The 22,905-nt window shown below is 63.9% G+C and carries 27 protein-coding genes; 13 read left to right on the top strand and 14 right to left on the bottom strand.

The window, feature by feature from the left end:
- Positions 1-12: 12 nt before the first annotated feature.
- Positions 13-558: a GNAT family N-acetyltransferase gene (locus JAB1_RS09280; RefSeq protein ID WP_070279577.1), complete on the bottom strand. Its 546-nt coding sequence runs from the start codon at positions 556-558 to the stop codon at positions 13-15.
- A gap of 76 nt (positions 559-634) precedes the next feature.
- On the opposite strand from JAB1_RS09280, the gene JAB1_RS09275 reads away from it, so the two are divergent.
- The 7 genes from JAB1_RS09275 to JAB1_RS09250 all read left to right on the top strand — a co-directional run bounded on the left by JAB1_RS09275 (position 635) and on the right by JAB1_RS09250 (position 4,681).
- Positions 635-1,843 (top strand): citrate synthase, encoded by a 1,209-nt coding sequence (locus JAB1_RS09275; RefSeq protein WP_254672017.1) that lies wholly within the window; start codon positions 635-637, stop codon positions 1,841-1,843.
- A 45-nt stretch (positions 1,844-1,888) separates the two neighbouring features.
- Positions 1,889-2,371 (top strand): MarR family transcriptional regulator, encoded by a 483-nt coding sequence (locus tag JAB1_RS09270; protein WP_083299639.1) that lies wholly within the window; start codon positions 1,889-1,891, stop codon positions 2,369-2,371.
- A 31-nt stretch (positions 2,372-2,402) separates the two neighbouring features.
- Positions 2,403-2,855, top strand: coding sequence for a PaaI family thioesterase (locus JAB1_RS09265; protein ID WP_070279575.1), 453 nt, complete (start codon positions 2,403-2,405; stop codon positions 2,853-2,855).
- Complete coding sequence (locus JAB1_RS09260) at positions 2,852-3,289, top strand: GNAT family N-acetyltransferase (protein WP_070279574.1); 438 nt, start codon at positions 2,852-2,854, stop codon at positions 3,287-3,289. Before JAB1_RS09265 ends, JAB1_RS09260 begins: the two co-directional genes overlap by 4 nt.
- A gap of 209 nt (positions 3,290-3,498) precedes the next feature.
- Positions 3,499-3,738, top strand: a complete 240-nt coding sequence (locus JAB1_RS28715; protein WP_071653320.1) for a hypothetical protein — start codon at positions 3,499-3,501, stop codon at positions 3,736-3,738.
- Between the two features lie 130 nt (positions 3,739-3,868).
- Positions 3,869-4,246: a hypothetical protein gene (locus JAB1_RS09255; RefSeq protein WP_139144499.1), complete on the top strand. Its 378-nt coding sequence runs from the start codon at positions 3,869-3,871 to the stop codon at positions 4,244-4,246.
- 63 nt (positions 4,247-4,309) lie between these two features.
- Positions 4,310-4,681, top strand: coding sequence for a hypothetical protein (locus JAB1_RS09250; protein ID WP_070279572.1), 372 nt, complete (start codon positions 4,310-4,312; stop codon positions 4,679-4,681).
- 22 nt (positions 4,682-4,703) lie between these two features.
- On the opposite strand, the gene JAB1_RS30255 is transcribed toward JAB1_RS09250, so the two are convergent.
- Entirely contained in the window at positions 4,704-5,195 is a 492-nt protein-coding gene (locus tag JAB1_RS30255) for a site-specific integrase (RefSeq protein WP_254672016.1), read from the bottom strand.
- The gene (locus tag JAB1_RS30250; RefSeq protein WP_254672015.1) at positions 5,186-5,767 is read right to left on the bottom strand and encodes a hypothetical protein; all 582 of its coding nucleotides are present in this window, start codon (positions 5,765-5,767) and stop codon (positions 5,186-5,188) included. Before JAB1_RS30250 ends, JAB1_RS30255 begins: the two co-directional genes overlap by 10 nt.
- 182 nt (positions 5,768-5,949) lie before the next feature.
- Here JAB1_RS30250 and JAB1_RS09240 point away from each other — a divergent pair, with 182 nt between their 5' ends.
- Positions 5,950-6,960: a DNA-binding protein gene (locus JAB1_RS09240; protein ID WP_254672014.1), complete on the top strand. Its 1,011-nt coding sequence runs from the start codon at positions 5,950-5,952 to the stop codon at positions 6,958-6,960.
- Positions 6,961-7,090: 130 nt separating this feature from the next.
- Here JAB1_RS09240 and JAB1_RS09235 read toward each other — a convergent pair whose 3' ends face one another.
- Genes JAB1_RS09235 through JAB1_RS09220 form a run of 4 tightly spaced genes read right to left on the bottom strand, consistent with a single transcriptional unit; the run spans position 7,091 to position 9,162 of the window.
- Positions 7,091-7,486 carry a GNAT family N-acetyltransferase gene (locus tag JAB1_RS09235; protein ID WP_217494275.1) on the bottom strand — a complete coding sequence of 132 codons (396 nt, stop codon included), beginning with the start codon at positions 7,484-7,486 and terminating at the stop codon, positions 7,091-7,093.
- A gap of 54 nt (positions 7,487-7,540) precedes the next feature.
- Entirely contained in the window at positions 7,541-8,092 is a 552-nt protein-coding gene (locus tag JAB1_RS09230) for a hypothetical protein (protein WP_070279570.1), read from the bottom strand.
- Positions 8,089-8,523, bottom strand: a complete 435-nt coding sequence (locus JAB1_RS09225) for a DUF1801 domain-containing protein (protein WP_070279874.1) — start codon at positions 8,521-8,523, stop codon at positions 8,089-8,091. Before JAB1_RS09225 ends, JAB1_RS09230 begins: the two co-directional genes overlap by 4 nt.
- Before the next feature lie 30 nt (positions 8,524-8,553).
- Positions 8,554-9,162 (bottom strand): hypothetical protein, encoded by a 609-nt coding sequence (locus tag JAB1_RS09220; protein WP_139144498.1) that lies wholly within the window; start codon positions 9,160-9,162, stop codon positions 8,554-8,556.
- 196 nt (positions 9,163-9,358) lie between these two features.
- Between JAB1_RS09220 and JAB1_RS09215 the strand changes: the two genes are divergently transcribed.
- Positions 9,359-10,267, top strand: coding sequence for a DUF535 family protein (locus JAB1_RS09215; protein WP_070279568.1), 909 nt, complete (start codon positions 9,359-9,361; stop codon positions 10,265-10,267).
- Between the two features lie 138 nt (positions 10,268-10,405).
- Positions 10,406-11,758, top strand: a complete 1,353-nt coding sequence (locus JAB1_RS09210; RefSeq protein WP_070279567.1) for a serine hydrolase — start codon at positions 10,406-10,408, stop codon at positions 11,756-11,758.
- 3 nt (positions 11,759-11,761) lie between these two features.
- On the opposite strand, the gene JAB1_RS09205 is transcribed toward JAB1_RS09210, so the two are convergent.
- The 3 genes from JAB1_RS09205 to JAB1_RS09195 form a co-directional block, all read right to left on the bottom strand.
- Positions 11,762-12,115: a hypothetical protein gene (locus JAB1_RS09205; protein ID WP_139144497.1), complete on the bottom strand. Its 354-nt coding sequence runs from the start codon at positions 12,113-12,115 to the stop codon at positions 11,762-11,764.
- Positions 12,112-13,680, bottom strand: coding sequence for an EAL domain-containing protein (locus JAB1_RS09200; protein WP_070279565.1), 1,569 nt, complete (start codon positions 13,678-13,680; stop codon positions 12,112-12,114). The genes JAB1_RS09205 and JAB1_RS09200 overlap by 4 nt, the downstream gene beginning before the upstream one ends.
- Before the next feature lie 91 nt (positions 13,681-13,771).
- Positions 13,772-15,268 carry an MFS transporter gene (locus tag JAB1_RS09195; protein ID WP_070279564.1) on the bottom strand — a complete coding sequence of 499 codons (1,497 nt, stop codon included), beginning with the start codon at positions 15,266-15,268 and terminating at the stop codon, positions 13,772-13,774.
- A gap of 84 nt (positions 15,269-15,352) precedes the next feature.
- Between JAB1_RS09195 and JAB1_RS09190 the strand changes: the two genes are divergently transcribed.
- Entirely contained in the window at positions 15,353-16,228 is an 876-nt protein-coding gene (locus JAB1_RS09190; protein WP_083299674.1) for a LysR family transcriptional regulator, read from the top strand.
- 2 nt (positions 16,229-16,230) lie between these two features.
- Here the strand turns inward: JAB1_RS09190 and JAB1_RS09185 are convergent, their stop codons facing one another.
- The gene (locus JAB1_RS09185; RefSeq protein WP_070279562.1) at positions 16,231-16,800 is read right to left on the bottom strand and encodes an XRE family transcriptional regulator; all 570 of its coding nucleotides are present in this window, start codon (positions 16,798-16,800) and stop codon (positions 16,231-16,233) included.
- A gap of 103 nt (positions 16,801-16,903) precedes the next feature.
- On the opposite strand from JAB1_RS09185, the gene JAB1_RS09180 reads away from it, so the two are divergent.
- A complete protein-coding gene (locus tag JAB1_RS09180; protein WP_070279561.1) occupies positions 16,904-17,434 on the top strand; it encodes a GNAT family N-acetyltransferase in 531 nt (176 codons plus the stop codon).
- A gap of 13 nt (positions 17,435-17,447) precedes the next feature.
- Here JAB1_RS09180 and JAB1_RS09175 read toward each other — a convergent pair whose 3' ends face one another.
- From JAB1_RS09175 to JAB1_RS09165, 3 genes are all read right to left on the bottom strand, one after another.
- Complete coding sequence (locus tag JAB1_RS09175) at positions 17,448-18,638, bottom strand: low temperature requirement protein A (RefSeq protein WP_070279560.1); 1,191 nt, start codon at positions 18,636-18,638, stop codon at positions 17,448-17,450.
- A 49-nt stretch (positions 18,639-18,687) separates the two neighbouring features.
- On the bottom strand, positions 18,688-19,638 hold the full coding sequence (locus JAB1_RS09170; protein ID WP_070279559.1) for a 2-hydroxyacid dehydrogenase: 951 nt from the start codon (positions 19,636-19,638) through the stop codon (positions 18,688-18,690).
- Positions 19,639-19,750: 112 nt separating this feature from the next.
- Entirely contained in the window at positions 19,751-20,428 is a 678-nt protein-coding gene (locus tag JAB1_RS09165; RefSeq protein ID WP_139144496.1) for a hypothetical protein, read from the bottom strand.
- A gap of 233 nt (positions 20,429-20,661) precedes the next feature.
- Here JAB1_RS09165 and JAB1_RS09160 point away from each other — a divergent pair, with 233 nt between their 5' ends.
- Positions 20,662-22,869, top strand: a complete 2,208-nt coding sequence (locus JAB1_RS09160; RefSeq protein ID WP_034787427.1) for a TonB-dependent receptor — start codon at positions 20,662-20,664, stop codon at positions 22,867-22,869.
- Positions 22,870-22,905 lie beyond the last annotated feature (36 nt).

The raw sequence follows: 22,905 nt of genomic DNA, 5'->3' as shown, positions 1-22,905 counted from the left end.
GCAACTTTGGTTTTATAGCAGGACAGAGTCTACCCCAGCCGCCTGCAAATCCAGTGCATAGGCATGGCCATCGACAACGTTGCCTTCCACGATGGCAATATCGGGCACGGCAATTCCCTGCACGAAACCGCAGCGTTCCAGCACGCGGATCGATGCCGCATTGCCGTCGATGGCATAGGCGCACAGGCTGGCCAGCCGCCATTCGTCTTGCGCCAGGGCGATCAGGTGGTGCAGCGCGGCCGTGGCCAGGCCCTTGCCCGCTTGCTGTTGCCCGATGCGGTAGCCGACTTCGGCCACGCCTTGCTGCCGGTCAATGTCCTTGAGGTTGGCGCGGCCGATCAATTGCCCCTGCTCGCCGACGATGACGCACGGGTGCATGCGGCCCTGTGCGTGCTCATCCAGGAATTGCGCGACGTGGGCATGGATGCCGTCGGTACTGTAAAAAGCGTCCGCACGCCGGTCGATATGGCGCTCGAACCAGGCCCGGTTGGCTTGTTCGAATGCCAGTAACGGGGCGGCGTCGTCCGGACGCAGGGTGCGTATGGTAAATGTGCTCATGGATACTCCGGGAAAGGCATGAGTCTAGTGACGCGCCACCCGGGCCGTCAATCTTGATTCCATCAATCAATATAAAGTGACAAACGCTACAATGGCCGCCATGAACAACGATCTGTCCGCTCTTGACGCGGCGCGCCTGCTGGGCGTCAGCCTGCCCACCCTGTATTCCTATGTGAGCCGGGGCTTGCTCGCTTCCGTCAGCAATGGAACGTCGCGCCGCAAGCGCTATCCGCAGGAAGACGTGCTGCACCTCGCGGCGCGCAAGAATGACGCCAAGCGCGGCGGCCAGACGGCCGTGGCTGCCATGCACTGGGGCTTGCCCGTGCTGGAGACGCGGATTTCCCACATCCTCGATGGCCGATTGCTGTACCGGGGCTGCGATGCGACAGCGCTGGCCCGGCACGCTACCCTGGAAGCGGCCGCAGGGCTGCTGTGGGACGATGGCGCAAGCGATTATTTCCGGCAAGACGCGCCTGCCCTGCCGCAAGGGTTGGCCAGCGCGCCCGATGCGACGCCGCTGACGTGCGCCATGCTTGCCATGGCCATGCTGGGGGCCAAGCCCGCCCCAGCGGCCATGTTGCAATATGGCCCCGAACTGATGCGCATCCTGGCCGCCGCCCTGCTGCAGACGGCGCCGTCCGCCTTGCCGCTGCACCAGCAGTTGGCCAATGCGTGGAACGCCGACGCGGAGCAGGCTGAATTGCTGCGCGCCGCGCTCGTGCTGCTGGCCGACCATGAATTGAATGCATCGACCTTTGCCGTGCGCTGCGTCGCTTCGACGGGCGCCAGCCTGCCGGCCGCATTGGGTGCGGGATTGGCGGCCTTGTCCGGTGACAAGCACGGCGGTGGCAGTGCGGCCGCCAGGCGCATGTTGACGCAGGCGCTGGCCGCGCCAGACGCCAGGGATGCCAGGGCCGCCATCGGCAAATACTACGCGGCCATTGCGCCGGAATTCGCCGGCTTCGGCCACCCACTGTATCCCCACGGCGACCCGCGCGCCGCGTATCTGCTGGAGCGCTTGTCGGCGCTGTCGCACGCGCATCCGCAACTGCGCGCCATCCTGGCCGTGTGCGTCACGGCAGGCGAGCTGCTCGATACTAAGCCGAACGCCGACCTGGCGCTGGCCGCGATGGAGCTGGCTTTCGGCTGGCCAGAAGGCGCGGGCATGAGCGTGTTTGCGCTGGCCCGTTCGGCCGGCTGGATCGCGCATGCCGCTGAGCAAGCCGCCAGCGCGGCCCTGATACGGCCGCGAGCCCGCTACATCGGACGCCACCAGCGGGACTGACAATATCTGCTTGATTTATTACGCATACGTAGTAGTATACTCCGCATGCGTACCAATACTGACCTCCTCGATACAACCGCCGCCTGCCCGCTGGGTGAGCGTTCGCCGCGCCTGTTCAATCTGCTTAACTTGGCGCGCCAGAACCTGTTCCGCTCGGCCGATGCCGTCTTCAGCAGCGAACTTGGATTTTCCGGCACGCAAGTCGTCGCCCTGTTTGCCCTGAAGGGCGAGGAAGGCTGCCAGTTGAAGGATCTGGGGCGGGCGCTGCAACTGAAAAACTCGGCCGTCACGGGTCTGGTGGCGCGCATGGAAGAAAACGGCCTCATCGTGCGCGGCCAGTCGGCGCTCGACGCGCGTGCCGGCACCCTCCACATGTCGCCCAGGGGCGGCGAGGTGCTGGCTGCTGCCCTCCCCCTGCTCGACAGCCTGAATGAACAACTGAAGCAAGGTTTCAGCGAAGACGAACTGGCCGTCGTCGCCCGCTTCCTGCTGCACGCCTCGCGCCTGCGTTTTGCGCAGGACGTCTGACCCATCCCACATCACCACCACAGGAGTTACCATGCACCCCAACGACATGACCGGCTTGCAACTGATGCAGGCTTTCGCGCAAGGCCTGTTCCCCCGGCCCGGCATTTCCAAGACCATGCCCATGGATGCGCAGACGGTCGAGCATGGCCGTGTCATCTTCACGGCGACGGCAAATGAAACGCACACCAATCCCATGGGCGGCGTGCACGGCGGATTTGCCGCTACCGTGCTCGACACGGTCACGGGCTGCGCCACGCACACGGTCTTGCCGGCCGGCGAAAGCTACGGCACGACGGACCTCAACATCAAGATGTGCCGTCCCCTGCCCTTCAACGTGACGGTCTTCGCTGAAGGCAAGGTCATCAATGCGGGACGCAACCTGGTCATTTCCGAGGGCACGATCCGCGACGAAGCCGGTAAAGTGTACGCGCACGCGACAGCCACCTGCATGATCATCCGCCCCCGGGAACAAGCGGCCGCATGATACGGCCCGGCAGCATCGCGGAAGCCTGGCACGTGCTGCAGGCGATACCCGAATTCGACCAGCGGCGCAGCCTGGCGCAGTTGCAGGAGCGGCTGCCCGCCAGTGCGCTGGTGCTCATCGCGGAAGCGGACGGCCAGCCCGTCGGCTGCAAGCTGGGATATGCCGCCGAGGATGGTTCCTTGTATAGCTGGCTCGGCGGCGTGCTGCCCGCGCACCGCAAGACGGGTCTGGCGCAGCGGCTGCTGGAAGCCCAGGAAGCCTGGGCCAACGCACATGGCTTTGCGGCCGTCACGGTGAAATCGATGAACCGCTATCCCGCCATGCTGCGTTTGCTGATCCGCAATGGATACCAGATCCGGCTGGTGGAGCACTTTGGCGATCCTAGCAGGGAGCGCATTCATTTCGTCAAGCCGCTATCTTCGAGCGCCTCGTAAAATCACTTTCCTGTTTTTTGCTTTTCAAAAAATCAACAATGCCATACATGGCAAACATATTCGGCAAGACTGGCGAACTGCTTTGAAATGCTGTCCTGAAGACTTAGGCTGAGTTCGGCCAAAAGCAGAAAAAACAAGGCATATGCGTCACCCACCAACAGCGGCACTCGGCCATTTACAGACAAAGATAAAGCGCGAATTTACATCATATGAACGAGCATACAAATTCTGAAGTTCACATAACACTTACTGCTGATGAGGCCCTTGTTTTATTTGATTTTTTGAGGCGCTACTCTGATTCAGGTCAATTGAACATAATAGACCAAGCAGAACAAAGGGCGCTCTGGAATTTGTGCTGCATTTTTGAGAAGAAATCAGTAGCTCCATTTAATATGGAATATGGTCAAGCGCTGTCAAAAGCTCGGGAGCAATTGCGTGACGAGGAATAATTTCGGATGGTCGCCACCGACCGCAACCGGCCAGAAGCGCCCCCGATGTGGGCATCGAGCAATCACTGCAACTGAATGCAAATGTTGAATAAGAGACTTTTTGATGCTATCGCATCTGCGGTGGACTTGGATGACCCTGCAGAGCAATTTTTTAGCTCAGCAATTCATGATTGAGGCGATAGGAAGCGTGACTTCACAATTGCCTGAGGTTGCCAAGTCAGCCGCAGCTGTGGCGAATCGATTCATCACCGGCGCGGCGACGGCTGAGGAAGTCATTGCTGAGCGTGTACGCCTCTGGCGAGCAATTGAAGGGCGCGATCAATCGGACGAGCCAGACGTTTTGAAAATAAGAACGGCCATCTGCGTCTTGCATCCTATGGATATGGGCGCTTCTGCCGAAACATTGGAGTACTTTTTGTGTTTTGGCAACAAGGAGGCTTGGCGCAGGCTGAGCTTAAGGCCGCTGTTCAAAACAAGTATGGCATTTGAGGCGGCTTCAGCCGACTAGGAGCGGACGTCCGAACCTGACGTGGCAAGAGGTCATCCATTTTAAATTTACACCAGAGGTTGCATGCGCCATTTTCAAAGTGGAAGCTATTTTACGGCTTGTCTGAACATTCGACCAACGCTGTCATTCGAAGCAACTGTTATCGTTCTGGCCGAGGCACTTGGTATCAGATTCTCGCCTGACCAGGAAGGGAAATACGAGGAATACCCGGCGTATCGCGCCTTCGCGCTTGGACTGGAAATCGCGCTATTGGCGCCGCCGCCGCCGAATTTGGACACGCGGGAGATACGCGACAACTGTTTTCAGCTAATTATCGATACCTGCGCGGACGTATCCGATGGCGGTGCGGACGTTGATATGAGCGCTCTCATTGCGGCGCAATTAAGCTCCGCTACCGAGTTGGAAATGGAGCGTAGCGAAGTAGCATCTACGTAATACCGGAGGTTGTCGGGCGCCCTCAGCCCGCCGGCTTCCTCTTCGCCTTCAATAAACTCCCCGCCGCATTTTCCTCGAAGCGCCCCGCCTCTTCTATATAGCCATGCACGGTGCCGTCGTGGCGCCAGCCACCCTGGCGCTTGATGGCCTGGAAATCGGCGCCGGCCCGGTGTGCGCTGGTGGCCATGCCGCGGCGCAGGCTGTGGCTGGACAATTCCGGCACGTAATTGAGCGCCGCAAGCCTGGCGCAGCCTTCCAGTATCGTGTTGATGCTGCTCGCGTGCAGCGCTTTCACGCTCACATGACCCCACTGATTCACGGTGCGCAATAGCGGCCCCGTGCGTATGTGCGCCGCGGCCAGCCACGCGCGCAAGGCCGTGGCCGGACAACAGACGCCATCGCCGAACGGGATCGCCTTGACGATGCCCTCCCCCAGCTGGTCCGTTTTCGAGCGTGGCAGGGTGATCACCATGCCCTGCGGCTCCCAGCTCACGTCTTCCACAGTCAATCCCACCAGTTCGCTGCGGCGAAAACCGCCAAAAAAAATCCCAGTTGCAGCAAGGCGCTGTCGCGCAAGGCCTTGACGCTGCCCAGCGCGGCCAGCCTGGCGACGATCCGCTCCAGGTCTTCCAACGGCAGGGCCTTGGCCTTCTTCTTCGGCTTGCCGTGCAGGCGGGCGATGCCGGCCAGGGTCTTGCGCACGGTGGGCGTGGATGCGGGGTCGGCAAAGCCCTGGTACACATGCCATTGCGACAGGGCCGTCAGGCGCAGGGCCAGGGTGCGCGCGTTCAGGCTGTCCGCATACGCCATCAGGTAGCGGATGACGGTGGATTCGTCGGCGGGCAGCGCCCCGCCCCAGGCCTGGAAGTGGCGGATGGCGGAACGGTAGGTGCGGCGCGTGTTGTCGGACGTGGCAGCGGCAAGAAAAAACGCCTGGTGACGCGCGACCAGTTCGGCATCGATCAGGGCGCCGTGTAACGGCACAGGAGCCAAGGCGGCGCTTTTTGGCACGGCGGCACGGCGTTTCGGGAGGGGCAAATCGGGCATGGCGGCGGCGAAATCGGGGTTTTGTACCAAGAGAGTCACAGAATAGCATGCAAAGCACCCCCATAACACGCGATAAGCAATCTTATCGATACTTATATTTTACAAAAATCATGAAAATTTATATCGTAATATTATGCGATATTACGTATCATGTAATACGTTACTAAATTTCGCTCATAGGTGGTTTTATGGCCCGTACCGGCATTCTGTACTCTGATGTTATGAAAGCAGCCCAAATTGTCTCGGCCGACGGGCGCAATCCCACGGTCGACAGCGTGCGCGAAGCGCTGGGCAGCACGGGCAGCAAGAGCACCATCGCTCCCCTGCTGAAACGCTGGAAGGAAGAGTTCCAGGGCGCGGGTGCCGTGAAAACGGAATCAGGCTTGCCGGCCGAGCTGATGGAGGCGATGCGCGGCGTCTATGAGAAGCAGCAGCGCGACGTGGCGCAGCAGCTGGAAACGGGCATGCAGCAGAACCGCGCGGAACTCGATGCGGCTTTGGCGCAACTGAAGAAGACGGAAAACGAACGCTTGAAACTGACGGAGGCGCGCGCCGCCCTCACCCAGGAATTGCGCGCCACCCAGCATGCTCTGGCGCAGCTAAAGGAAGAGCACCATTTCCGCGCCGTCACCCTGGCCACCTTGCACAGCGATAACGCAGGTTTGACGCAGCGCCTGGCCGACCGGGGCGAGGAAATCGCGGCGCTCAATCGTCAACTGGCGCAGGTGCGCTCGCAGTTCGACCATTACCAGGAAGCGGCCGCCGCGCAACGCAGCGAGGAACGGGCGCAGGCGCAGCAACAAATCAGCCGGCTGGAGCAGGATAACGCGCAGCTGCAGCAGCGTTTGCAGGGGCAGCAAGCGACCCTGGTACAGCAGGACATGCGCCTGGCGCAGCTGCAGGCGGAACACGCGCGCCTTGCTGACGACGCGGCGGCCGATCGCGAAGCACTGGCCACCGTGCGCCCCGAGCGCGACCAGTTCGAATTTCAGTATCTGCAGGCGGCCGCGTCGGCCGACGCCCTGCTGGCCAAGCTCGATACGGCCCTGCTGGCGCTGAACGACGCCAAGGTGGCGCTGGCCGCGCAAGACCGGCAGCTCGACATGCTGGCGGAAAATGGGCAAGCATCGCAGCAGAAAATGGAAGCATTGGCGCAGGAGAGAGATGGCTTGCTGCGCGACAATGCCGGCATGGCGGCCAGGCTGGCCCTGCTTATGGATAGCAAAGCGTGATGTTTGACCCCGTCCAATAGCCTGGGCTCTAAATGATGGCCCCAGGACGGGCATCGCCAGCTTTCAAGGCCTGCCGCATTATTTCGCCTGTCCCATGACGGCGGACGGGGACGAGTATGCGCAGCATGCCTCACCGCCGGTAGCGCACCCGTATCCACGCGCCGATGGCGTCCACGCCGCTGTCTTCCGCATCTTCGACCCAGCCCGCGCGCGCATAAAAGCGCCGCGCACCCGTATTGGCCAGCTGCGTCTTCAGGCTCAGACGGGGACCGAAGCGCGCCACGACGGCCGTCAGCAGTTGCGCGCCGATGCCCATGCCGCTGTGCGCCGGGTGCACGTACAGGTGGTGCAGGAAGTAATCGGGGGCGTCGCCCGTGTACACGGCGGCAAAACCGGTGACGATGCCGCCGCATTCAGCAACGAGGAGCACTTCGCCCTGCGTTGCCGTCGTGAACGTGGCGCTGCCGGCGACAGGGCCGAAGGCGTCGCGCCCGGCCAGGGCCAGGATGGCGGTGCAGGACTGCATGTCCGTGCTGGCGTAGGGGCGAATCAGGCACATGGCTGGCGTACTATCCATTCCTTACAGGCGGCGGTTCAGCACGCTGTCGATATCGTGGGTTTTCAGCTCGACCTGGACCACGCCGTCTTGCAGCCAATAAGCGTCGCCTCCCCGTCGCAGCGCATCCATATCGAGCGTGCCCAAGGCCGGCGGGATGGCGCCGGCAAGCAAAGCCGCCACCTCGTCCCATGCCGCATACGACAGTTTCAGATACCAGCCGTCGTCGTGGGCAAAGGCGAGAAAGCGGCTGCGCAAGGCTGGCAGCGGCGCGAGCGCGCCACGGTGGTCCAGCATCGCGGCCACGCCTGTATCCGGGGAAGCGGGCGGCATGCCCTGCCAATCGGCCCAGGCATGGCTGCCGCAGGCAGAGATATCTTCCTGCACCAGGGCTGGCAATTGCTGCCGCGCCAAGGTCTGGTAGCTGGCAGGTTTCCTGGCCGTCCCGGCGCTGCCCTTGCGCAGCACGATGCCGCCAGCCTTGCCGAGGGCAGGAATAAAATCCTTGAATTCGATGCCGGAAGCGACCAGCATGCGCTCGGCCGGATCGTGCCAGATATACAGATAATGTCTCAAGTAGAATTCCGTTTTGGTTTCGGCGCCGTATTCAGCGCCACGGCGGCGCGTATCAGCGCCTTGAATGCCGCGGTGTCGAGGTGCGCGCCTTCGTGCAGGTCGATGGCCCGGCGCGTGCTGCCGTCCAGGCTGGCATTGAACAGGCCGGCCGGATCGGGCAAGGCGGCGCCCTTGGCGAACGTGAGTTTGACGGCCAGCTTATACGTTTCGCCCGTGCAAATCATGCCCGCGTGCGACCAGACGGGTACGCCGCGCCATTTGACTTCCTCGACCACTTCAGGATCCGCCTGGCGTATCAGCGCCCGCACGCTGGCGAGGGTTTTGCCGCGCCAGTCCGCCAGCGAGGCGATCTTCGCGTCGATCTGGCTGGCGGCCGATGCGGTGCTGGGCGCCTCTTCATGGGGCGGCGTGCCCGGTTCTGCTTTTTTCATGGCTGGCATCTCCTTCAATGCGCACACGCCTTACTGCGCAGGGCTGGCCATGCAGGCGACCAGCGTAGCGATGAATTGGTCGCGCAAGGCCTGGTACTGCGCATCCGTCGCGAATGCCCGCTTGTCTGCCGGCTGATTGAGCAGATAGGCGGTGGCGACCGTCCCGCTGGCGTCATGCAGCAGCGTGTACAGACTGATCACGCCGGACGATTGCGTGATATTCGGGTTATTCAATCCTAGCACTTCCACGCCCTGGCGCGTGTCCGTTTCCAGCGGCACCAGCTGTGGCGGTTTGCTGGTGGCCGACATGTGCTGCATTTGCGCCACGATGGTGTCGCGGTCGGCGGCAAACCTGCCTTCGGCGCTGCGTTCGATCTTCAGATTCACGAATGGCAAGCTGCTCTTGTGGAACAACATCAACCGGTAGCCATCGGCCACCGAGACCTGGCCCTCTCCCGTTGCCAGCTTGACGCTGCGCGTCGTCACGTGCGCGGGCAAGCGGTCCTGCTGCCTGAACTGAAATTGGCTGCGGTTGATGCATTGCGCCAGGGGCCCCAGGGGATCGGCCGTGCGGTCTTGCGCCTGGACGCCCAGTGCGGCGAGCAGCATGGGAATGGCAAGCAATTGGCGGTGATTCATGGGCGCCTCAGTGATTAATCAGGCAAGCAGAATAAAGCCCGTGTCGCCAGCGGGCAATGATTTAGTTGTCATCCTCTAAATGTTGGCCCCGGGTGGGCCGGCATCAGGTTTCTTAATATGAAATTCACCTGGCCCACGTAGCATTCAGATTGGCAAGGCTCTCATTGTGCAGCGCCTGCCATTTTCCGGCTGAACCATGAATGACATCGCTTTACCCCTGCGCCACGGCGCCGCCCTGCCACACCCTGCCAGCGGACACCGCCTGAAAGCGGCACTGGGCGCCCTCTTCTTTCCCCGCCAGCGCACGCGCTGGCAAGCCTTCCTGGGCAGCATGCCCGGCTTGAGTTCCCTGGCCCAATTGCATCCTTGTTTGCGCTTCAAGATTTATCGCCCGTACGCATCGCGCCAGCTCGGTTGCACGGATCGCCTGGCCTTGCTGGAAGGGCATTACCGTTTCCTGTGGCAAGCGGGCGCCCGCGCGCTGGTCGAGCGGGCCGCGCGCCAGCCCGTCGTGCTGGCCGCGTTCGAAGGCAAGGATGCGGCGCTGTACCGCTTGCAGCTGACGGCCATCCACGACAGCTACCGCGAAGGCGAACTGTGCCTTCGCCTGACGCGCGATGGCCAACCCTTCTACCTGGCCAGCTTTTTGTTCGTGCCGCGCGCCGATGGCGTGTCATTGCAGCTGGGCGCGCTGCAAGGCTTGCGCTCGGAAGCGGGCAAGCTGGCCGTCAAGGAAGCCACGCGGGCGCTGCACGGTTGCCGCCCGAAAAACCTGATGGTGACAGCCTTGCGCGATTTCGGCGATTTTTTTGCCTGCAATAACGTGTTTTTGATCAGCAATGACAACCGCATCGCCCTGAATGCCCGGCGCCGGCGCCATATCGCCGCCGACTACGACCTGGCATGGCAGGAATTGCATGCCTTGCGCATGCGCGACGGTAATTATCACCTGCCCTGCGCCCCCTACCGGGTGCCGGGCCTGGCCGACGTGCCGTCGAAGAAACGCGCCGATGCCCGCCGGCGCGGTGAATTACTGCAAAACATGGCCAGCGGCATGCGCGCGCAGCTGGCCTGCCTGCTGGAAGCGCCACTGGCTGAACATTGAGCAAGCGCAAGCCTTGCCATACCGGCAGCCATAAAACTCAGGCAGCCTTCATGTTGGGGCCGTATCCTTCACCAGGCATGCCAGAGACCTTATCCAGGCGCCGGCGTGCATTCGATCCACTCTGGACAAGGTTTCCTCATGACACCCACTTTCGCCCTTCTCCCCCTTTGCCTCGCCAGCAGCGCCGCACTGGCCGCCCCGGCCCTGGACAACGCCGTGCGCCAGCGCGCGGAAGAACTGACGCGCACGGGCTTGCATTCGAGCATCGTCATCGCCGTGATTGACGGCAAGGACAGCGCCGTCTACGGCTTTGGCAGCATTCATGCCGGCAAGAGCGCCAAGCCGGGCGCCGACACCGTCTACCAGATCGGCTCCATTACCAAGACCATGACGAGCTTGCTGCTGGCCGATGCCGTCGTCGAAGGCAAGGTGAAGCTCGACGAGCCCGTGGCGGCATTATTGCCGGGCTATACCGTGCCTGCCTTCGACGGCAAGACGATCAGCCTGCTCGACCTGGCCACGCACTATTCCTCGCTGCCGCGCCTGCCCGACAACTTCGTGCCGAAGGACCCGGCCAATCCGTATGCCGATTACACGGCAGAAAAACAGCGGCAGTTTCTTGCCGCCTATCACCTGCCCCATGCGCCGGGCACGGCATTTGACTATTCGAACATCGGCTATGCCGTGCTGGGCACGGCCCTGGCAGCACAGGCCGGCACCAGCTATGAAGCCCTGCTGCACTCGCGCATCGCCGTGCCGCTGGGCATGCGTTCCACCACGAACACGCCTTCGGCCGGCATGCTGGCGCGCCTGGCGCCCGGCCACCTGCTGTCGGGCGAGCTTACGCCCGCCTGGGATTTGAATGTGGTGGCGCCGGCCGGCGGCGTATATTCGAGCGCGCGCGACATGATCGCCTACCTGCAAGCGTACATGCACAGGCCGCTGCGCCCGTATGTGCTGGCGATCAAGCCGCAGCTGCCGCTGGCGCCCGATAGCGAGACGAAAATCGGCCTGGCCTGGCTGCTGGAGCAGCAACAGGACCATGCCTACGCCTGGCACAGCGGCCAGACGGGCGGCTACGCCAGCTACGCGGCGTTTACGACGGACGGCAAGCGGGGCGTGGTGGTGCTGACGAACACGGCGCGCGACGTCGATGCGCTGGGCTTGTCCGCCCTGCTGCCCGGCACGCCCCTGCCGCCGCTGAAAAAGCCGCAAGCCGCCATCGAAGTGCCGCGCGCCGCGCTGGCCGAGTATGTGGGCGAGTATCCGCTGGACAAGAAGTTCACGTTGACGGTGACCTTGGGCAAGCATGGCCTGGAAGCGGCCGGCACGGGCGTCGGTTCCGCTCCCTTGTTTGCCAGCGCGAAAGACCAATTTTTCTTCCGCGCCATCGACGCGGACCTGGCGTTTACACGCGATGCCGCGGGCAAAATCGCCAGCGCCGTGCTCAAGCAAGGCGGACAGGACGTGGTCTTGCCGCACAAACCGTAAAACTCAGGCTGCCGGGTCTTGCATGAATTGCTCGACCCGGGCGACAAACGCCGCCTTGCTGCGCGTGCGAAACTCGCCGAGGAAGGCGTCGCTGCCCTGGACGATCTTGCCGTGCCGGTCGTATGCCACCTTGCCCATCTCCAGCACGAATTCGCCTTGCGGATCGTCCTCAGGTTCAAAATGCGAATTGAAGCAGTAACCCGTGTCGCGGCAGCTTCCCCACAGCAGCAGCGCGCTGCTGAACCACTGCATGGTCTCCGGACCCGGGTCCACTTCGAACAGGGTGTTGACGGTGATGTGCCAGCCGCCCGGTACGCGCAGCGGCTGCAATGGGTAGGGAAAACGTGGCTGCTTCATGTGGAAGATGGCGCGCGGCGCGCCCGGTAGAAGGCGAGGAACTCCAGGGCCGGCAGCGCTTTCGCAAACAGCCAGCCCTGGCCGAATTCAACTTTGCGTTCCAGCAGATAATCGGCTTGCTGCTGCGTTTCGATGCCTTCGGCCACGATCAGCATGTTCAAGGTGCGGGCCATGTCGATGATATGCGGCGTGACGCTGCTGGTGGCGGCGTCTGTGCCGATGGTGTCGACAAACGATTTGTCGATTTTCAAGGCATCGAGCGGCAGGTTTTGCAGGCTCGACAGGCTGGAATAGCCGGTGCCGAAGTCGTCGATAGCCACGGCATGGCCGCGGGCTCTGGCCTTTTCGATGGTGGCGCGGGCCGCTTCCACGTTGATGAAGCCCCGCTCCGTCGCTTCCAGCCAGATCTGCTGCGCCTCGATGCCGCTACCGTCCAGAGCGCGTTCCAGCACGTCGAGCACCCGGCCCGTTTCGATATCGCTGGCGCACAGGTTGATGGCGATGTGCAGTTCGCGGTCGGCCAGCAGCGCGGCGCGCATGTCGGCGATGACGCAATCGATGACCTGGTCCGTGATCGGCAAGATCAGCTCGCCCTCCTCGGCCACGGGAATGAACAGGTCGGGCCGTATCATGCTGCCATCGGGACGGCGCCAGCGTATCAGCGCCTCGGCGCCCACGCACACGCCCGTATCGAGCGCGATGATGGGTTGATAATGGACAAAGAATTCGCGCCGGTCGATGGCGATGCGCAATTCTCCCATCAGCGACAGGCGGCGTCGCGACAGCCACACGACGATGCCGACGATGAAGGCGGCCATCAGCAGGCCCAGCGGCAAGAGCAGCAGCTGTTCGCGCCGCAGCCTGTCGTTCAGCTTGCTACGTGGCTCGATCATGACGGCCGTCAAGCCATCGCGGTACAGCATGGCATGGATGCTGCCGTCCGGAGTGGCACCGTCCGCCGCCGGCAGGCCGGCAAGCAAGGCTTGCACCTGCGCGGGATCCGGATGGTGCAAAGTGTCGAGCACGCCATCCTTGCCGATGGCCACGGCCATCTGGATGTCGCTGTCGACAATGACGTCGGAAAAGCGCACGGGATCGATCAGCACTTTATAGGCGCGGTAAGTCAGTCCCACCATGCGCTTGCCGCCGCTGACGACGGGGCGCAGGTTGAAATCGATGCCCATGCCATTATCCAGCGTGAAGTCGGCGGGCGTGATGGCGATGCGCTCTTCCTCGAGTCCGGTCGAGGTGCACTTGAGCAAGCCGTTTTCCACATAGCCGATATCGTCGATGCTGCGCGTGGTGATGGTGATGCGGCGCAATTGCTGGATATGGGCTTCCGAACACGGCGCCAGGTCCAGCGCATCGGCGCTGCGCAGGGCCATGCTGGCCGAGGCGATCGAACGGTGGGCGCGCTCGAGCGCGTAGCCGGCCAGCAGGCGCAGGCGTTCTTGCTCGCCCTGCTCGGCGCGCACGGACGACAGATAGAAGGCCAGGCTCAGGGGAGCGGCCACGCCGATGACTGCGACCAGCACGCTCGTGACGATAATGCGTTTTCTGCGCATGCAATTCCTGCGGTAGTTATATGATTGCCATGTATTGCTCGATGGCATCATATTACAAGCAGAGGCCGTGTACCTGAATATTGCTGAACAGTTACAATTTTTCCAGCGGCCGCGCCAGCACGAACACCAGCGCCGCCACCATGGCCGCCAATCCGCCAGCCAGGTACAGCACGCTGGCAAAACCATCGATGAAGGCGTGCCGCGCCGCTTCCTGCGCCACAGCCTGCATGGCGGGCGGCAGCTGGCCGAAGGCCTCGGCCGCGTTGCCGGCGACGATGCGGCCGATCATCTCGGGCGACGCCTTCAGGCCGTGCAGCCACGCCAGCTTCTCGAACGAGGTGGCCGTGCGCATGGCCAGCACGGCGCCCAGCGCGCCCACGGCCAGCACGATGCCGACAAAGCGCGTGGTAGTGCTGATGCCGGAGCCCATGCCCGTGCGCTCGCGCGGGATGCAGGCCAGGATGGCCTTTTGCGTCGTGCCGTTCAGTAATCCCGCGCCAGCGCCCGTGACAATCATGCCGGCCGCCACCCAGCCATACTGCAGGCTGGCGGCGGCAAAGGCTGTGGCCACGTTGCCGACAGCGACGATCAGCAAGCCCGTCACCAGAATGCCGCGGTCGTCCAGATGGCGCATGGCGCGTGGCGCCAGCCGCGACAGCACCACCATGGCGACGGCAAACGGCAGCATGGCGCAGCCGGCCAGCACGGCGGAAAAGCCGAAGGCGTTCTGCAGATACAGCGGTAAAAAGGTCATCATCACTTGCGCGGCGATGGCGTAGCCGAACATGCCCAGCACGGCGCCGACGAACACGCGGCAGCCAAACAGGGATAAATCGACCATCGGGGCGCGCTGGCGCCGCTCCACCAGCACGAACACGGCCAGCAGCGCCGCACCCGCGACAAAGCGCAGCACGGTGGCGCGGCTGGACCAGCCCGCCACGCTGGCGTCGATCAGGCCCCAGATGATGCAGAACAGGCCGGCGGAGAATAATGCCGCGCCCGCCGGGTCGAAGCTGGCGTTGGAGGCGTCCTTCGACTCGTCCACATGGCGCTGCACCAGCCACATCAGGATGGCGACGACGGGCAGGTTCAGGTAGAAAATCCAGCGCCAGTTGATGGCGCTCGTGATCAGGCCGCCCAGCAGGGGCGCCACCGTCATGGCCACGCCCATGGCCGCGCCCCACACGGACCAGGCGCGCGCCCTCTCCTTTTCCGCATGAAAGGTGTGGCCGATGACGGCCAGCGCGGAGGTCAGCAGCAGCGCGGCACCGAGGCCCTTGACGGCGCGCGCCACGTTGAGCACGAACGGCGTCCACGCCAGGCCGCACAGCAGGGACGCCAGCGCGAACACGGCCAGACCGAACAGCATCACCCTGCGCCGTCCCAGGCGGTCGGCGATACTCCCGGCGGGCAACAGGAATGAGGCGAACGCCAGCATGTAGGCGCTGACCACCCATTCCACGTCGACGAAGCTGGCGTTGAGCGAGCGGGCGATCGAAGGCAAGGAGACGGCTACCACGTTGGTGTCGAGCATGATCAGGGCGCACACGCCCGAGCACGTATATAAGGTCCAGTTGGTATTCTTCATGCCTCGATTGTAAGCAGGCTTGTATTATTTCCTGTTATAAGATGATCGCCTTATAATTCACTGATGGTGAATATAGTCAAAAATATGGAACTGCGGCATTTCCGCTGCGTGCTGGCCGTGGCGCACAGCCTGCACTTCGCGCGGGCGGCTGCGGAACTGGGTATTTCGCCGCCCGCGCTGACCAAGCAGGTGCAGGAAACGGAACAGCTGCTGGGTACGCGTTTATTCCAGCGCAGCAAGCGCGCCGTGGCCCTGACGGCCGCCGGGGAATTGTTCGTCATCGAGGCGGCGCGCGCGCTGGCGCAGCTGGCGCAGGCGCAGGAAGTGGCGCGGCGCGCGGGACGGGGCGAGCTGGGGCGGCTGGAAATCGGCTACGTGGCCTCGGCCGCCTACTCAGGCGTGCTGCAAGACCAGTTCGCCCGCTTTCGCGCCAGCCACCCCGGCATTCACATCGGTGCGCGCGAATACGCGATGGATACCCTGCCCGGCTTGCTGGACCAGGGCCGCGTCGATCTGGCGTTCGTGCGCCCGCCCCTGCGCTTGCCGGACGGACTGGACAGCGTGGTCTTGCTGCGCGACCGCTTCGTGCTGGCCGTGCAGGCCGACAGCCCGTTGGCCCTGTTGGATGTGGCGGTGCCGGCCGCGCTGGCGCAGCAGGCATTCATCGTGCCGGAACAGGAATTGGGAACCCTGGAAGCGAGCCGGCGCGGCGGTTTTGCGGCACAGGTGGTGTCGCGCCCCGGCAGCCTGGTGGCCGTGCTGACGGAAGTGTCGCTGGGCGTCGGTTGCGCCATCGTGCCCCACTCGGTGATGGCCAGCGTGCAATTGCCCGGCGTGGTGTTCCGCGAACTGGCAGGGCCGCAGATCAGCTCGGAAATCGCCGTGGCCTTCCGCCGCCACGAACAGGCGCCCGCCGCGCGCGCCTTCATTGCCCAGCTGCGCGCCGCGGCGCTGGCTTGACTTCAGCTATTCTTCAATACGGCCACGGCGTAGGTGCAGGCGGTGGCCGTTTCATTGCTGAACACGCAGTCGGCCGGCGGCCCCAGTTCCAGGCAGTCGCCCTCGTCCAGCACGTGGCGGGTCTCCCCTTCGAGGAAGACGAGGCTGCCGCTGAGCGACCAGATCAGCTGGCGCCGCGCCACATAGGCGGCGGCCGGCATGGCCACCACGGCGCCCGGCGGCAAGGTAATGTGCACGAGGTCGAGCGGCATGTCGGACGCGGGCGACACGTGCCGCCGCACATAGCCGCTCTGCGGGTCGATCCACAAGGGTTGTTCAGCCTTGCGCAGCAAGCGCCCCGCACGCATCTCGGCGCGCGCGATCAGTTCGGACATGCTCAGCTCGAAGGCGCCCGACAGCCGCGCCAGCAAGGTGGCCGTGGGGCTGCAGTCGCCCCGCTCCACCTTGTGCACCATCGCGCGCGATACGCCCGAGCGGGCCGCCAGTTCCGTCAGCGACCAGCCCAGGTTTTCCCGCTCGAGGCGTACCCTGGCGCCGATGCGCTGGTTCAATTCGTCTGGTTTAGTGGACATATATTGGATTTCATTCCGGCTTCCATTCGGATTTTATTGGACAAGGCGTGAGAGGCAATCTATGATTTGTCCATTATAGTGGACGACTAGCAAGGAGAGCAACATGCAGGTACGCGATGCCCATGCGGGCGACATCGAGGCCATCACGGCCATCTACAACGATGCCGTCAGCCATACCCTGGCCATCTGGAATGAACGGACGGTCGATGCGGCCAACCGCGCCGCCTGGCTGGCCGACCGCCAGCGGGCCGGCTATCCGGTGCTGGTCGCCATCGATGCGGAAGGAAATGTCGCTGGCTACGCCGCGTTTGGCGACTGGCGCCCGTTCGAGGGTTTTCGCCATACGGTCGAGCATTCCGTGTATGTGCGCGCCGATCGCCGCGGCGCCGGTGTCGGCAAGGCCTTGATGGTGGAATTGATCGCGCGGGCGCGCGGCCTGGGCAAGCACGTGATGGTGGCGGGTATCGAAGCGGGCAATGCCGGCTCGATCGCCCTGCACAAGCAGCTGGGCTTCGAGGAAGTGGGCTTGATGCGCCAGGTGGGCACCAAGTTCGGCGCCTGGCTGGACCTGGCGTTCCTGCAGCTGCAGCTCGATGCGCGCAGCGATCCGGACGGCATCACGCCGCCCGGCTGAAGGAAAACCGACGTCAGGGATCGATATCCGGTGGCGGACGGCGCAGCGCCATATGTTCCCACACTGCCACCAATACCAGCACGCAGCTGGTGATGCAGGCCAGGGTCAGGGGCGCATACAGCCGTCCATACGCCATCGGGATCAGCGCCAGGATGATCAAGATGCCCAGCAGATGCGACAGCGGCGGCGCGGCGCGCTCGCTGCTGACCCATTTGAACAGCGCATTGCCCAGCAAATACAGGATCGGGCCGCCCAGCAAGGCACTGATGCCGGCGAAGCTCGCCTCGTCCGGATGCACGAGGGCCAGCTCATCGGCCACGGCGGAAACGATCACGCCGCCGACGATCAGCACGTGGATATACGTGTAAGCCTTGCGGGCGATGCGGCCCGGGTCTTTCGAGTGGGCGATGCGGTGATGACCCGCCTCGGCGCCCGTGTCGAAGTAGATCCACCACATGGCGATGCTGCCGACCAGGGCCGACAGGAAGCCCAGCCAGTTGCTGGCCGTCCATTCCAGTCCGGCGAAGGTGGCGCCCGTCACCAGCAGCGATTCACCGAGGGCGATGATGACGAACAGGCCGCAGCGTTCGGCCATGTGGCCGCCATCGACATCCCAGTCGGCCGTCGTCGAGCGGCCCAGGCCCGGCAGGCCGAACTGCATCCAGGGGCCGGCCAGGTCGATCGCCAGTGCCAGCACCCACCAGAAGATGCGCTGCTCGGGCGACGCGACGCCGCCGGCGATCCAGAAGATACCGGACAACACTGCCCACAGGGCGATGCGCTGGAAATTGCGGCGGCGCGACAGCGCTTCATGGCGCACGGCCCACCAGGCGAACAGGGGACGCCCCACCTGCATGGCGACGTAGGCGCCCGCGAATGCCAGCCCCCTCGTGCCGAACGCTTCGGGGATCGAAGCGGACATGATCAGGCCGCCCAGCATCAGCGCAAACAAGCTGATGCGCACGGGAATGCGCTCGGGGTCGAGCCAGTTGGTGATCCACGACGTGAAAATCCACACCCACCAGACGGCCATCAGCAGCAGTCCCGTCTGCAGCCAGCCCATGGCGCTCAGGTGCGCCAGCAAGCCGTGCGACAGTTGCGTCACGGCAAACACGAACACGAGATCGAAGAACAGCTCGATCATGCCCACCTTGCCGCTGTCCTGCCCGCCGCGCGTGCGCAACAGCGATTTTGTCAATTCCATAGCTACTCTTTCATTCATGCTTGATTAAAACGGTTCATCCCGGGCGTTATCATTTTACTGGCGTCAATAGCGGCAAACCGGCAAAGTGCGCGGCCAGGTTATCGACCACCAGTTGCCCCATCGCATGGCGCGTTTCCACGGTCAGGCTGCCCACGTGCGGCGTCAGCACCACGTTCGGCAAGGCGCGCAAGGCGGCAGGCACCCTCGGCTCGTCGGCAAACACGTCGAGGCCGGCCGCGCCCAGGTGGCCATCCTGCAAGGCGGCGATCAGGGCTTCTTCATCGATGAGGGCGCCACGGGCGATATTGATCAGGGTGCCTTGCGGGCCCAGCGCGTCGAGCACGGTGCGGTCGATGATCTTGCGCGTGGCCGGGGTGCCCGGCGCGCAGACGATCAGGTAATCGCTTTCCTGCGCCAGGGCCAGCAGGGATTCGGCGCGCGGCACGCTGGTGCCGGCAATGGCGCGCGGCTGGAAGTAACGCACGTGGATGCCGAAGGCGGCCAGGCGCAGCGCGATGGCTTGGCCGATCTGGCCGAAACCGAAGATGCCGGCCGTCTTGCCGCGCAGGCTGGATGCGGGGGCGATGGCTTCGCGGCGTTCCCAGCCGCCATCGCGCACGAATCGGTCGAGTGCCACGATGTGCCGCGCGCTGGCCAGCAGCAAGGCCAGCGCCACGTCGGCCACGTCATCGGTCAGCACGTTCGGCGTGGTGGTGACGGCGATGCCGCGCTCGCGCGCCAGGTCCAGCGCCACGCCATCGAGTCCGACGCCATTGACGGCGACGATTTCCAGCGTTGGTAACAGGGCCATGTCGGTGGCGTTCAAGCCCAGCGCGCCCGTCGTGACAACGGCGCGGATGGACGGCGCCCGTTCGGCCAGCCAGGCGTGGCGTTCGTGCGCCGGCACTTGCCAGGCGTGATGGCAGGTATATTGCTGTTCCAGCTGCGCGTTGACGGCAGCCGAAGGGCTGGGAGCGAGGATGAGGAGTTCGGGGAGCATGGGCGTCCTGGGTCGTGTCACATGAATTGCAGACGCAACTTAGCATATTTGACGCCCTGCCGGGGATGACTGCCCCGCAATCGCCGTGAAAACCCTGTGCCGAATGCGGTCTTTAGCCCGGGCAAGGCACGCGTTTCACCTTGCCGCCCGTTCTGGCCGGGTCGGCGCCAGAGCCGGGATTCTCGGCCATGCCAAAGCACGTGGCGCCGCCGGCACTGACGACGCGCGTGGCGGGCCGGCCATCGGCCGTGAGGAATTCCTCTACGCGGATGACGGGGCCGCCGCGCCAGGCGGAGGCAACCAGTTTCTGGAAAGTGCTTTCGCTCTTCAGGCCGGCAGAGGCCAGCCATGGCTGGTCTTGCTTGAGCTCGCTACGCAGGGCCTTGTCGGCGGCGCCCGCGGCCAGCCGCGCGCGCGTGCGCAAGTCTGCCGTCGAGGGTGCCGTGGCCGGCACGGCGGGAAACTCTTCGGCCGGTACGGTGATGGCTTCCACTATCACGGGAGATGGTTCGAGGATGGCGGACGGCGCGGCGGGCGGCGCCGATGCCCGCGCGCGCGGCACAGGCATGGGCAAAGGCAAGGCCATCGGTGGCGCCTGCGGCGTGGGCCGGGGCGGCAGCAAGGTCATGAAAGCCACTTCCGTGTATTGCTTGAGTTGCCGCGGCGGCAGGAGCAGAAAATACAGGCCCAGCACGTGCATGGCCAGGATCAGCGCGACGGCAGCGCCTTTCAGGCTCAAGCCCTCCCGCATGCGCATGGAAGCGGACTGTAGATGGTGTTGCAATGGCATGCGGTTTCCTGTGGGCGCCGGGCGCGATGCCCCATTCTAGCGAAACTTGGATTTGCGCATTAATAAATCCACAAGGTATCGCCTGGCGCGCCTTTTTCCGCCAGATTCCAGTGCCTTGGCATACCGGCTGTTGTACAAATGGCGACTTTTTTATCACTTTCTCACACTTTTCCACGCAGCGCGCCACGCTGGAATATAATGATAATCATTCTCATTAATATCCAAACAACACCATGCGCACCTTCCACCTCGTCCCTACCCCGTTCGCCCTGGCCGCTTTCCTGCTGGCCAGCGCCGCCGCCCAAGCCCAAACCACTCCCGCCATGACGGCCGGCGACGCGCAAAGCATGCCGACGGTGGTGGTCAATGCGTCCGCCGATGCGTCGGCGGAAGGCTTGTCGAAGGCGTATGCGGGCGGCCAGGTGGCGCGCGGCGGGCGCATGGGCATTCTTGGTGCCGTGGACATGATGGACTCGCCATTCGGCGGCACCAGTTACACGCAGCAATTCATTGCCGACCAACAAGCGCGCAGCGTGGGCGATCTGCTGCAGAGCGATCCGGCCGTGCGCATGTCGCGCGGTTATGGCAATTTCCAGGAAGTGTATGTGATCCGCGGCTTCGCCCTCGATTCCGACGATGTGGCGTATAACGGCTTGTACGGCGTGCTGCCCCGTCAATATGTGTCGCCGGAACTGCTCGAGCGCGTGGAAGTGTTCCGGGGCGCCAGCGCCTTCCTGAACGGCGCGGCGCCTGGCGGCAGCGGCATCGGCGGCGCCATCAACCTGATGCCCAAGCGCGCCGGCAACACGCCGCTGACGGAATTGACGGTGGGCGTGGAATCGGGTGGCCACGCCTATGCGGCCATCGACGTGGCGCGCCGCTTTGGCGCGAACCAGGAATTCGGCGTGCGCGTCAACGCCGCCAAGCGCCAGGGCGAGACCAGCGTCAAGCGCGAAGACCACGACGTGGGCATGTTCTCGCTGGGCCTCGATTACCGCGGCCGCGGCTATCGCCTGTCGGCCGATGCCGGCTACCAGAATTTCAACCTGACATCGCCGCGCCCGTCCGTCGCCATTGGCAGCGTGGCCGTGCTGCCATCCGCACCCGATGCCTCGAAGAACTTTGCCCAGCCATGGAGCTATTCGAAGGAACACGATGTGTTCGGCACGGCGCGCGCCGAAGTGGACCTGGCCAAGGATGTCGTGGCCTGGGCCGCATTTGGCTCCCGTTCGACCAGGGAAGCCAACAGCCTGGCCGAGCCGTCGTTGACCTCGATCAATGGCGACGCCACGGTGTCGCGCTTCGACAATGCCCGCAAGCAGGAAATCCGCACGGGCGAACTGGGCATTCGCGGCAAGCTCGTTACGGGCGCCGTCAAGCACACCCTGGTGGCCAGCTGGTCCGGGCACTGGAATGAAGCGAAGAACGCCTATGCGATCGGCGACAAGTTTGCCACCAACATTTACGCGCCAATCAGCGTGACCCCGCCGCCAACGCCCTACACGGGCGGCATCATGAGCGACCCGCGCATCACCCAGAAAACCATCCTCAACAGCTATGCCCTGGCCGACACCATGGCCTTCCTGGACGACAAGCTGCTGCTGACCGTGGGCTTGCGCCGCCAGCAGATCAAGGATGCCGGCTACGACTACAACACCTCGGTGCTGCAAGGCAAGGCCTATGACGAGAGCGCCACGACGCCCGTGGCTGGCATCGTCTTCAAGGCGAACCAGAACGTGTCGCTGTACGCCAACTACATCGAGGCACTGGTCAAGGGCCCAGCGGCCACGGGAACGTACGTGGAAAACGGCCAGCAGCTCAACGTCGACAACATGGGCGACGTGTTTGCGCCGTACAAATCGAAGCAAAAGGAAATCGGCGTCAAGTATGACGGCGGCAAGCTGGGCATGAGCGCCGCCCTGTTCAGCACGGCCAAACCGTTGCTGGCCGTGGTCGGCAAGCGGGCCGAACTCGATGGCGAGCAGCGCAACCGTGGCCTGGAACTGTCGATTTTCGGCACGCCGATGCAGGGCGTGCGCCTGCTGGGCGGCTTGACCTGGCTCGATGCAAAGCTCAGCAATACCGACGTGGCCGCGAATAATGGCAAGAAACCCATCGGCGCACCGGAAACGCAGATGAGCGTGGGCGGCGAATGGGACGTGCCGGGCGCGCCAGGCCTGACCCTGAACGCCCGCACCATCTACACCTCGACGCAGTATGCGGACCAGGCCAACACCAAGCAACTGCCATCGTGGACCCGCCTCGACATCGGCGCGCGCTACCTGACGCAAGTGGCGGGCCGTGACGTGACCTTGCGCGCCCGCGTGGACAACGTGACGGACCGCAATTACTGGTCCTCGGCCGTGTCGTCCTTCAACATCGGCTCGCTGGTCCTGGCCGCGCCGCGCACCGTGGTCGTATCGGCCAGCGTGGCATTTTAAAGACCGCGCCCCTGTCGTACTTCGAAAAGCTGCCCT

The sequence above is a fragment of the Janthinobacterium sp. MP5059B genome (genome assembly GCF_001758645.1).
GTDB lineage: Bacteria > Pseudomonadota > Gammaproteobacteria > Burkholderiales > Burkholderiaceae_D > Janthinobacterium > Janthinobacterium lividum.
The sequence above is the reverse complement of the archived record's forward strand: the minus strand, read 5'-3'. Positions and strand labels throughout refer to the sequence as shown.

What these genes read in the sequence shown, in the direction of transcription:
- JAB1_RS09250 (WP_070279572.1), top strand. Translation starts at nt 4,310, where the DNA reads ATGCGCCATTTTCAAAGTGGAAGCTATTTTACGGCTTGTCTGAACATT.
- JAB1_RS09240 (WP_254672014.1), top strand. Translation starts at nt 5,950, where the DNA reads ATGAAAGCAGCCCAAATTGTCTCGGCCGACGGGCGCAATCCCACGGTC.
- JAB1_RS09265 (WP_070279575.1), top strand. Translation starts at nt 2,403, where the DNA reads ATGCACCCCAACGACATGACCGGCTTGCAACTGATGCAGGCTTTCGCG.
- JAB1_RS28715 (WP_071653320.1), top strand. Translation starts at nt 3,499, where the DNA reads ATGAACGAGCATACAAATTCTGAAGTTCACATAACACTTACTGCTGAT.
- JAB1_RS09225 (WP_070279874.1), bottom strand. Translation starts at nt 8,523, where the DNA reads ATGAAAAAAGCAGAACCGGGCACGCCGCCCCATGAAGAGGCGCCCAGC.
- JAB1_RS09175 (WP_070279560.1), bottom strand. Translation starts at nt 18,638, where the DNA reads ATGGAATTGACAAAATCGCTGTTGCGCACGCGCGGCGGGCAGGACAGC.
- JAB1_RS09195 (WP_070279564.1), bottom strand. Translation starts at nt 15,268, where the DNA reads ATGAAGAATACCAACTGGACCTTATATACGTGCTCGGGCGTGTGCGCC.
- JAB1_RS09270 (WP_083299639.1), top strand. Translation starts at nt 1,889, where the DNA reads ATGCGTACCAATACTGACCTCCTCGATACAACCGCCGCCTGCCCGCTG.
- JAB1_RS09210 (WP_070279567.1), top strand. Translation starts at nt 10,406, where the DNA reads ATGACACCCACTTTCGCCCTTCTCCCCCTTTGCCTCGCCAGCAGCGCC.
- JAB1_RS09215 (WP_070279568.1), top strand. Translation starts at nt 9,359, where the DNA reads ATGAATGACATCGCTTTACCCCTGCGCCACGGCGCCGCCCTGCCACAC.
- JAB1_RS09200 (WP_070279565.1), bottom strand. Translation starts at nt 13,680, where the DNA reads ATGCGCAGAAAACGCATTATCGTCACGAGCGTGCTGGTCGCAGTCATC.
- JAB1_RS09260 (WP_070279574.1), top strand. Translation starts at nt 2,852, where the DNA reads ATGATACGGCCCGGCAGCATCGCGGAAGCCTGGCACGTGCTGCAGGCG.
- JAB1_RS09165 (WP_139144496.1), bottom strand. Translation starts at nt 20,428, where the DNA reads ATGCCATTGCAACACCATCTACAGTCCGCTTCCATGCGCATGCGGGAG.
- JAB1_RS09185 (WP_070279562.1), bottom strand. Translation starts at nt 16,800, where the DNA reads ATGTCCACTAAACCAGACGAATTGAACCAGCGCATCGGCGCCAGGGTA.
- JAB1_RS09180 (WP_070279561.1), top strand. Translation starts at nt 16,904, where the DNA reads ATGCAGGTACGCGATGCCCATGCGGGCGACATCGAGGCCATCACGGCC.
- JAB1_RS09235 (WP_217494275.1), bottom strand. Translation starts at nt 7,486, where the DNA reads ATGCAGTCCTGCACCGCCATCCTGGCCCTGGCCGGGCGCGACGCCTTC.
- JAB1_RS09220 (WP_139144498.1), bottom strand. Translation starts at nt 9,162, where the DNA reads ATGAATCACCGCCAATTGCTTGCCATTCCCATGCTGCTCGCCGCACTG.
- JAB1_RS09170 (WP_070279559.1), bottom strand. Translation starts at nt 19,638, where the DNA reads ATGCTCCCCGAACTCCTCATCCTCGCTCCCAGCCCTTCGGCTGCCGTC.
- JAB1_RS09280 (WP_070279577.1), bottom strand. Translation starts at nt 558, where the DNA reads ATGAGCACATTTACCATACGCACCCTGCGTCCGGACGACGCCGCCCCG.
- JAB1_RS09190 (WP_083299674.1), top strand. Translation starts at nt 15,353, where the DNA reads ATGGAACTGCGGCATTTCCGCTGCGTGCTGGCCGTGGCGCACAGCCTG.
- JAB1_RS09160 (WP_034787427.1), top strand. Translation starts at nt 20,662, where the DNA reads ATGCGCACCTTCCACCTCGTCCCTACCCCGTTCGCCCTGGCCGCTTTC.
- JAB1_RS09205 (WP_139144497.1), bottom strand. Translation starts at nt 12,115, where the DNA reads ATGAAGCAGCCACGTTTTCCCTACCCATTGCAGCCGCTGCGCGTACCG.
- JAB1_RS09255 (WP_139144499.1), top strand. Translation starts at nt 3,869, where the DNA reads ATGACCCTGCAGAGCAATTTTTTAGCTCAGCAATTCATGATTGAGGCG.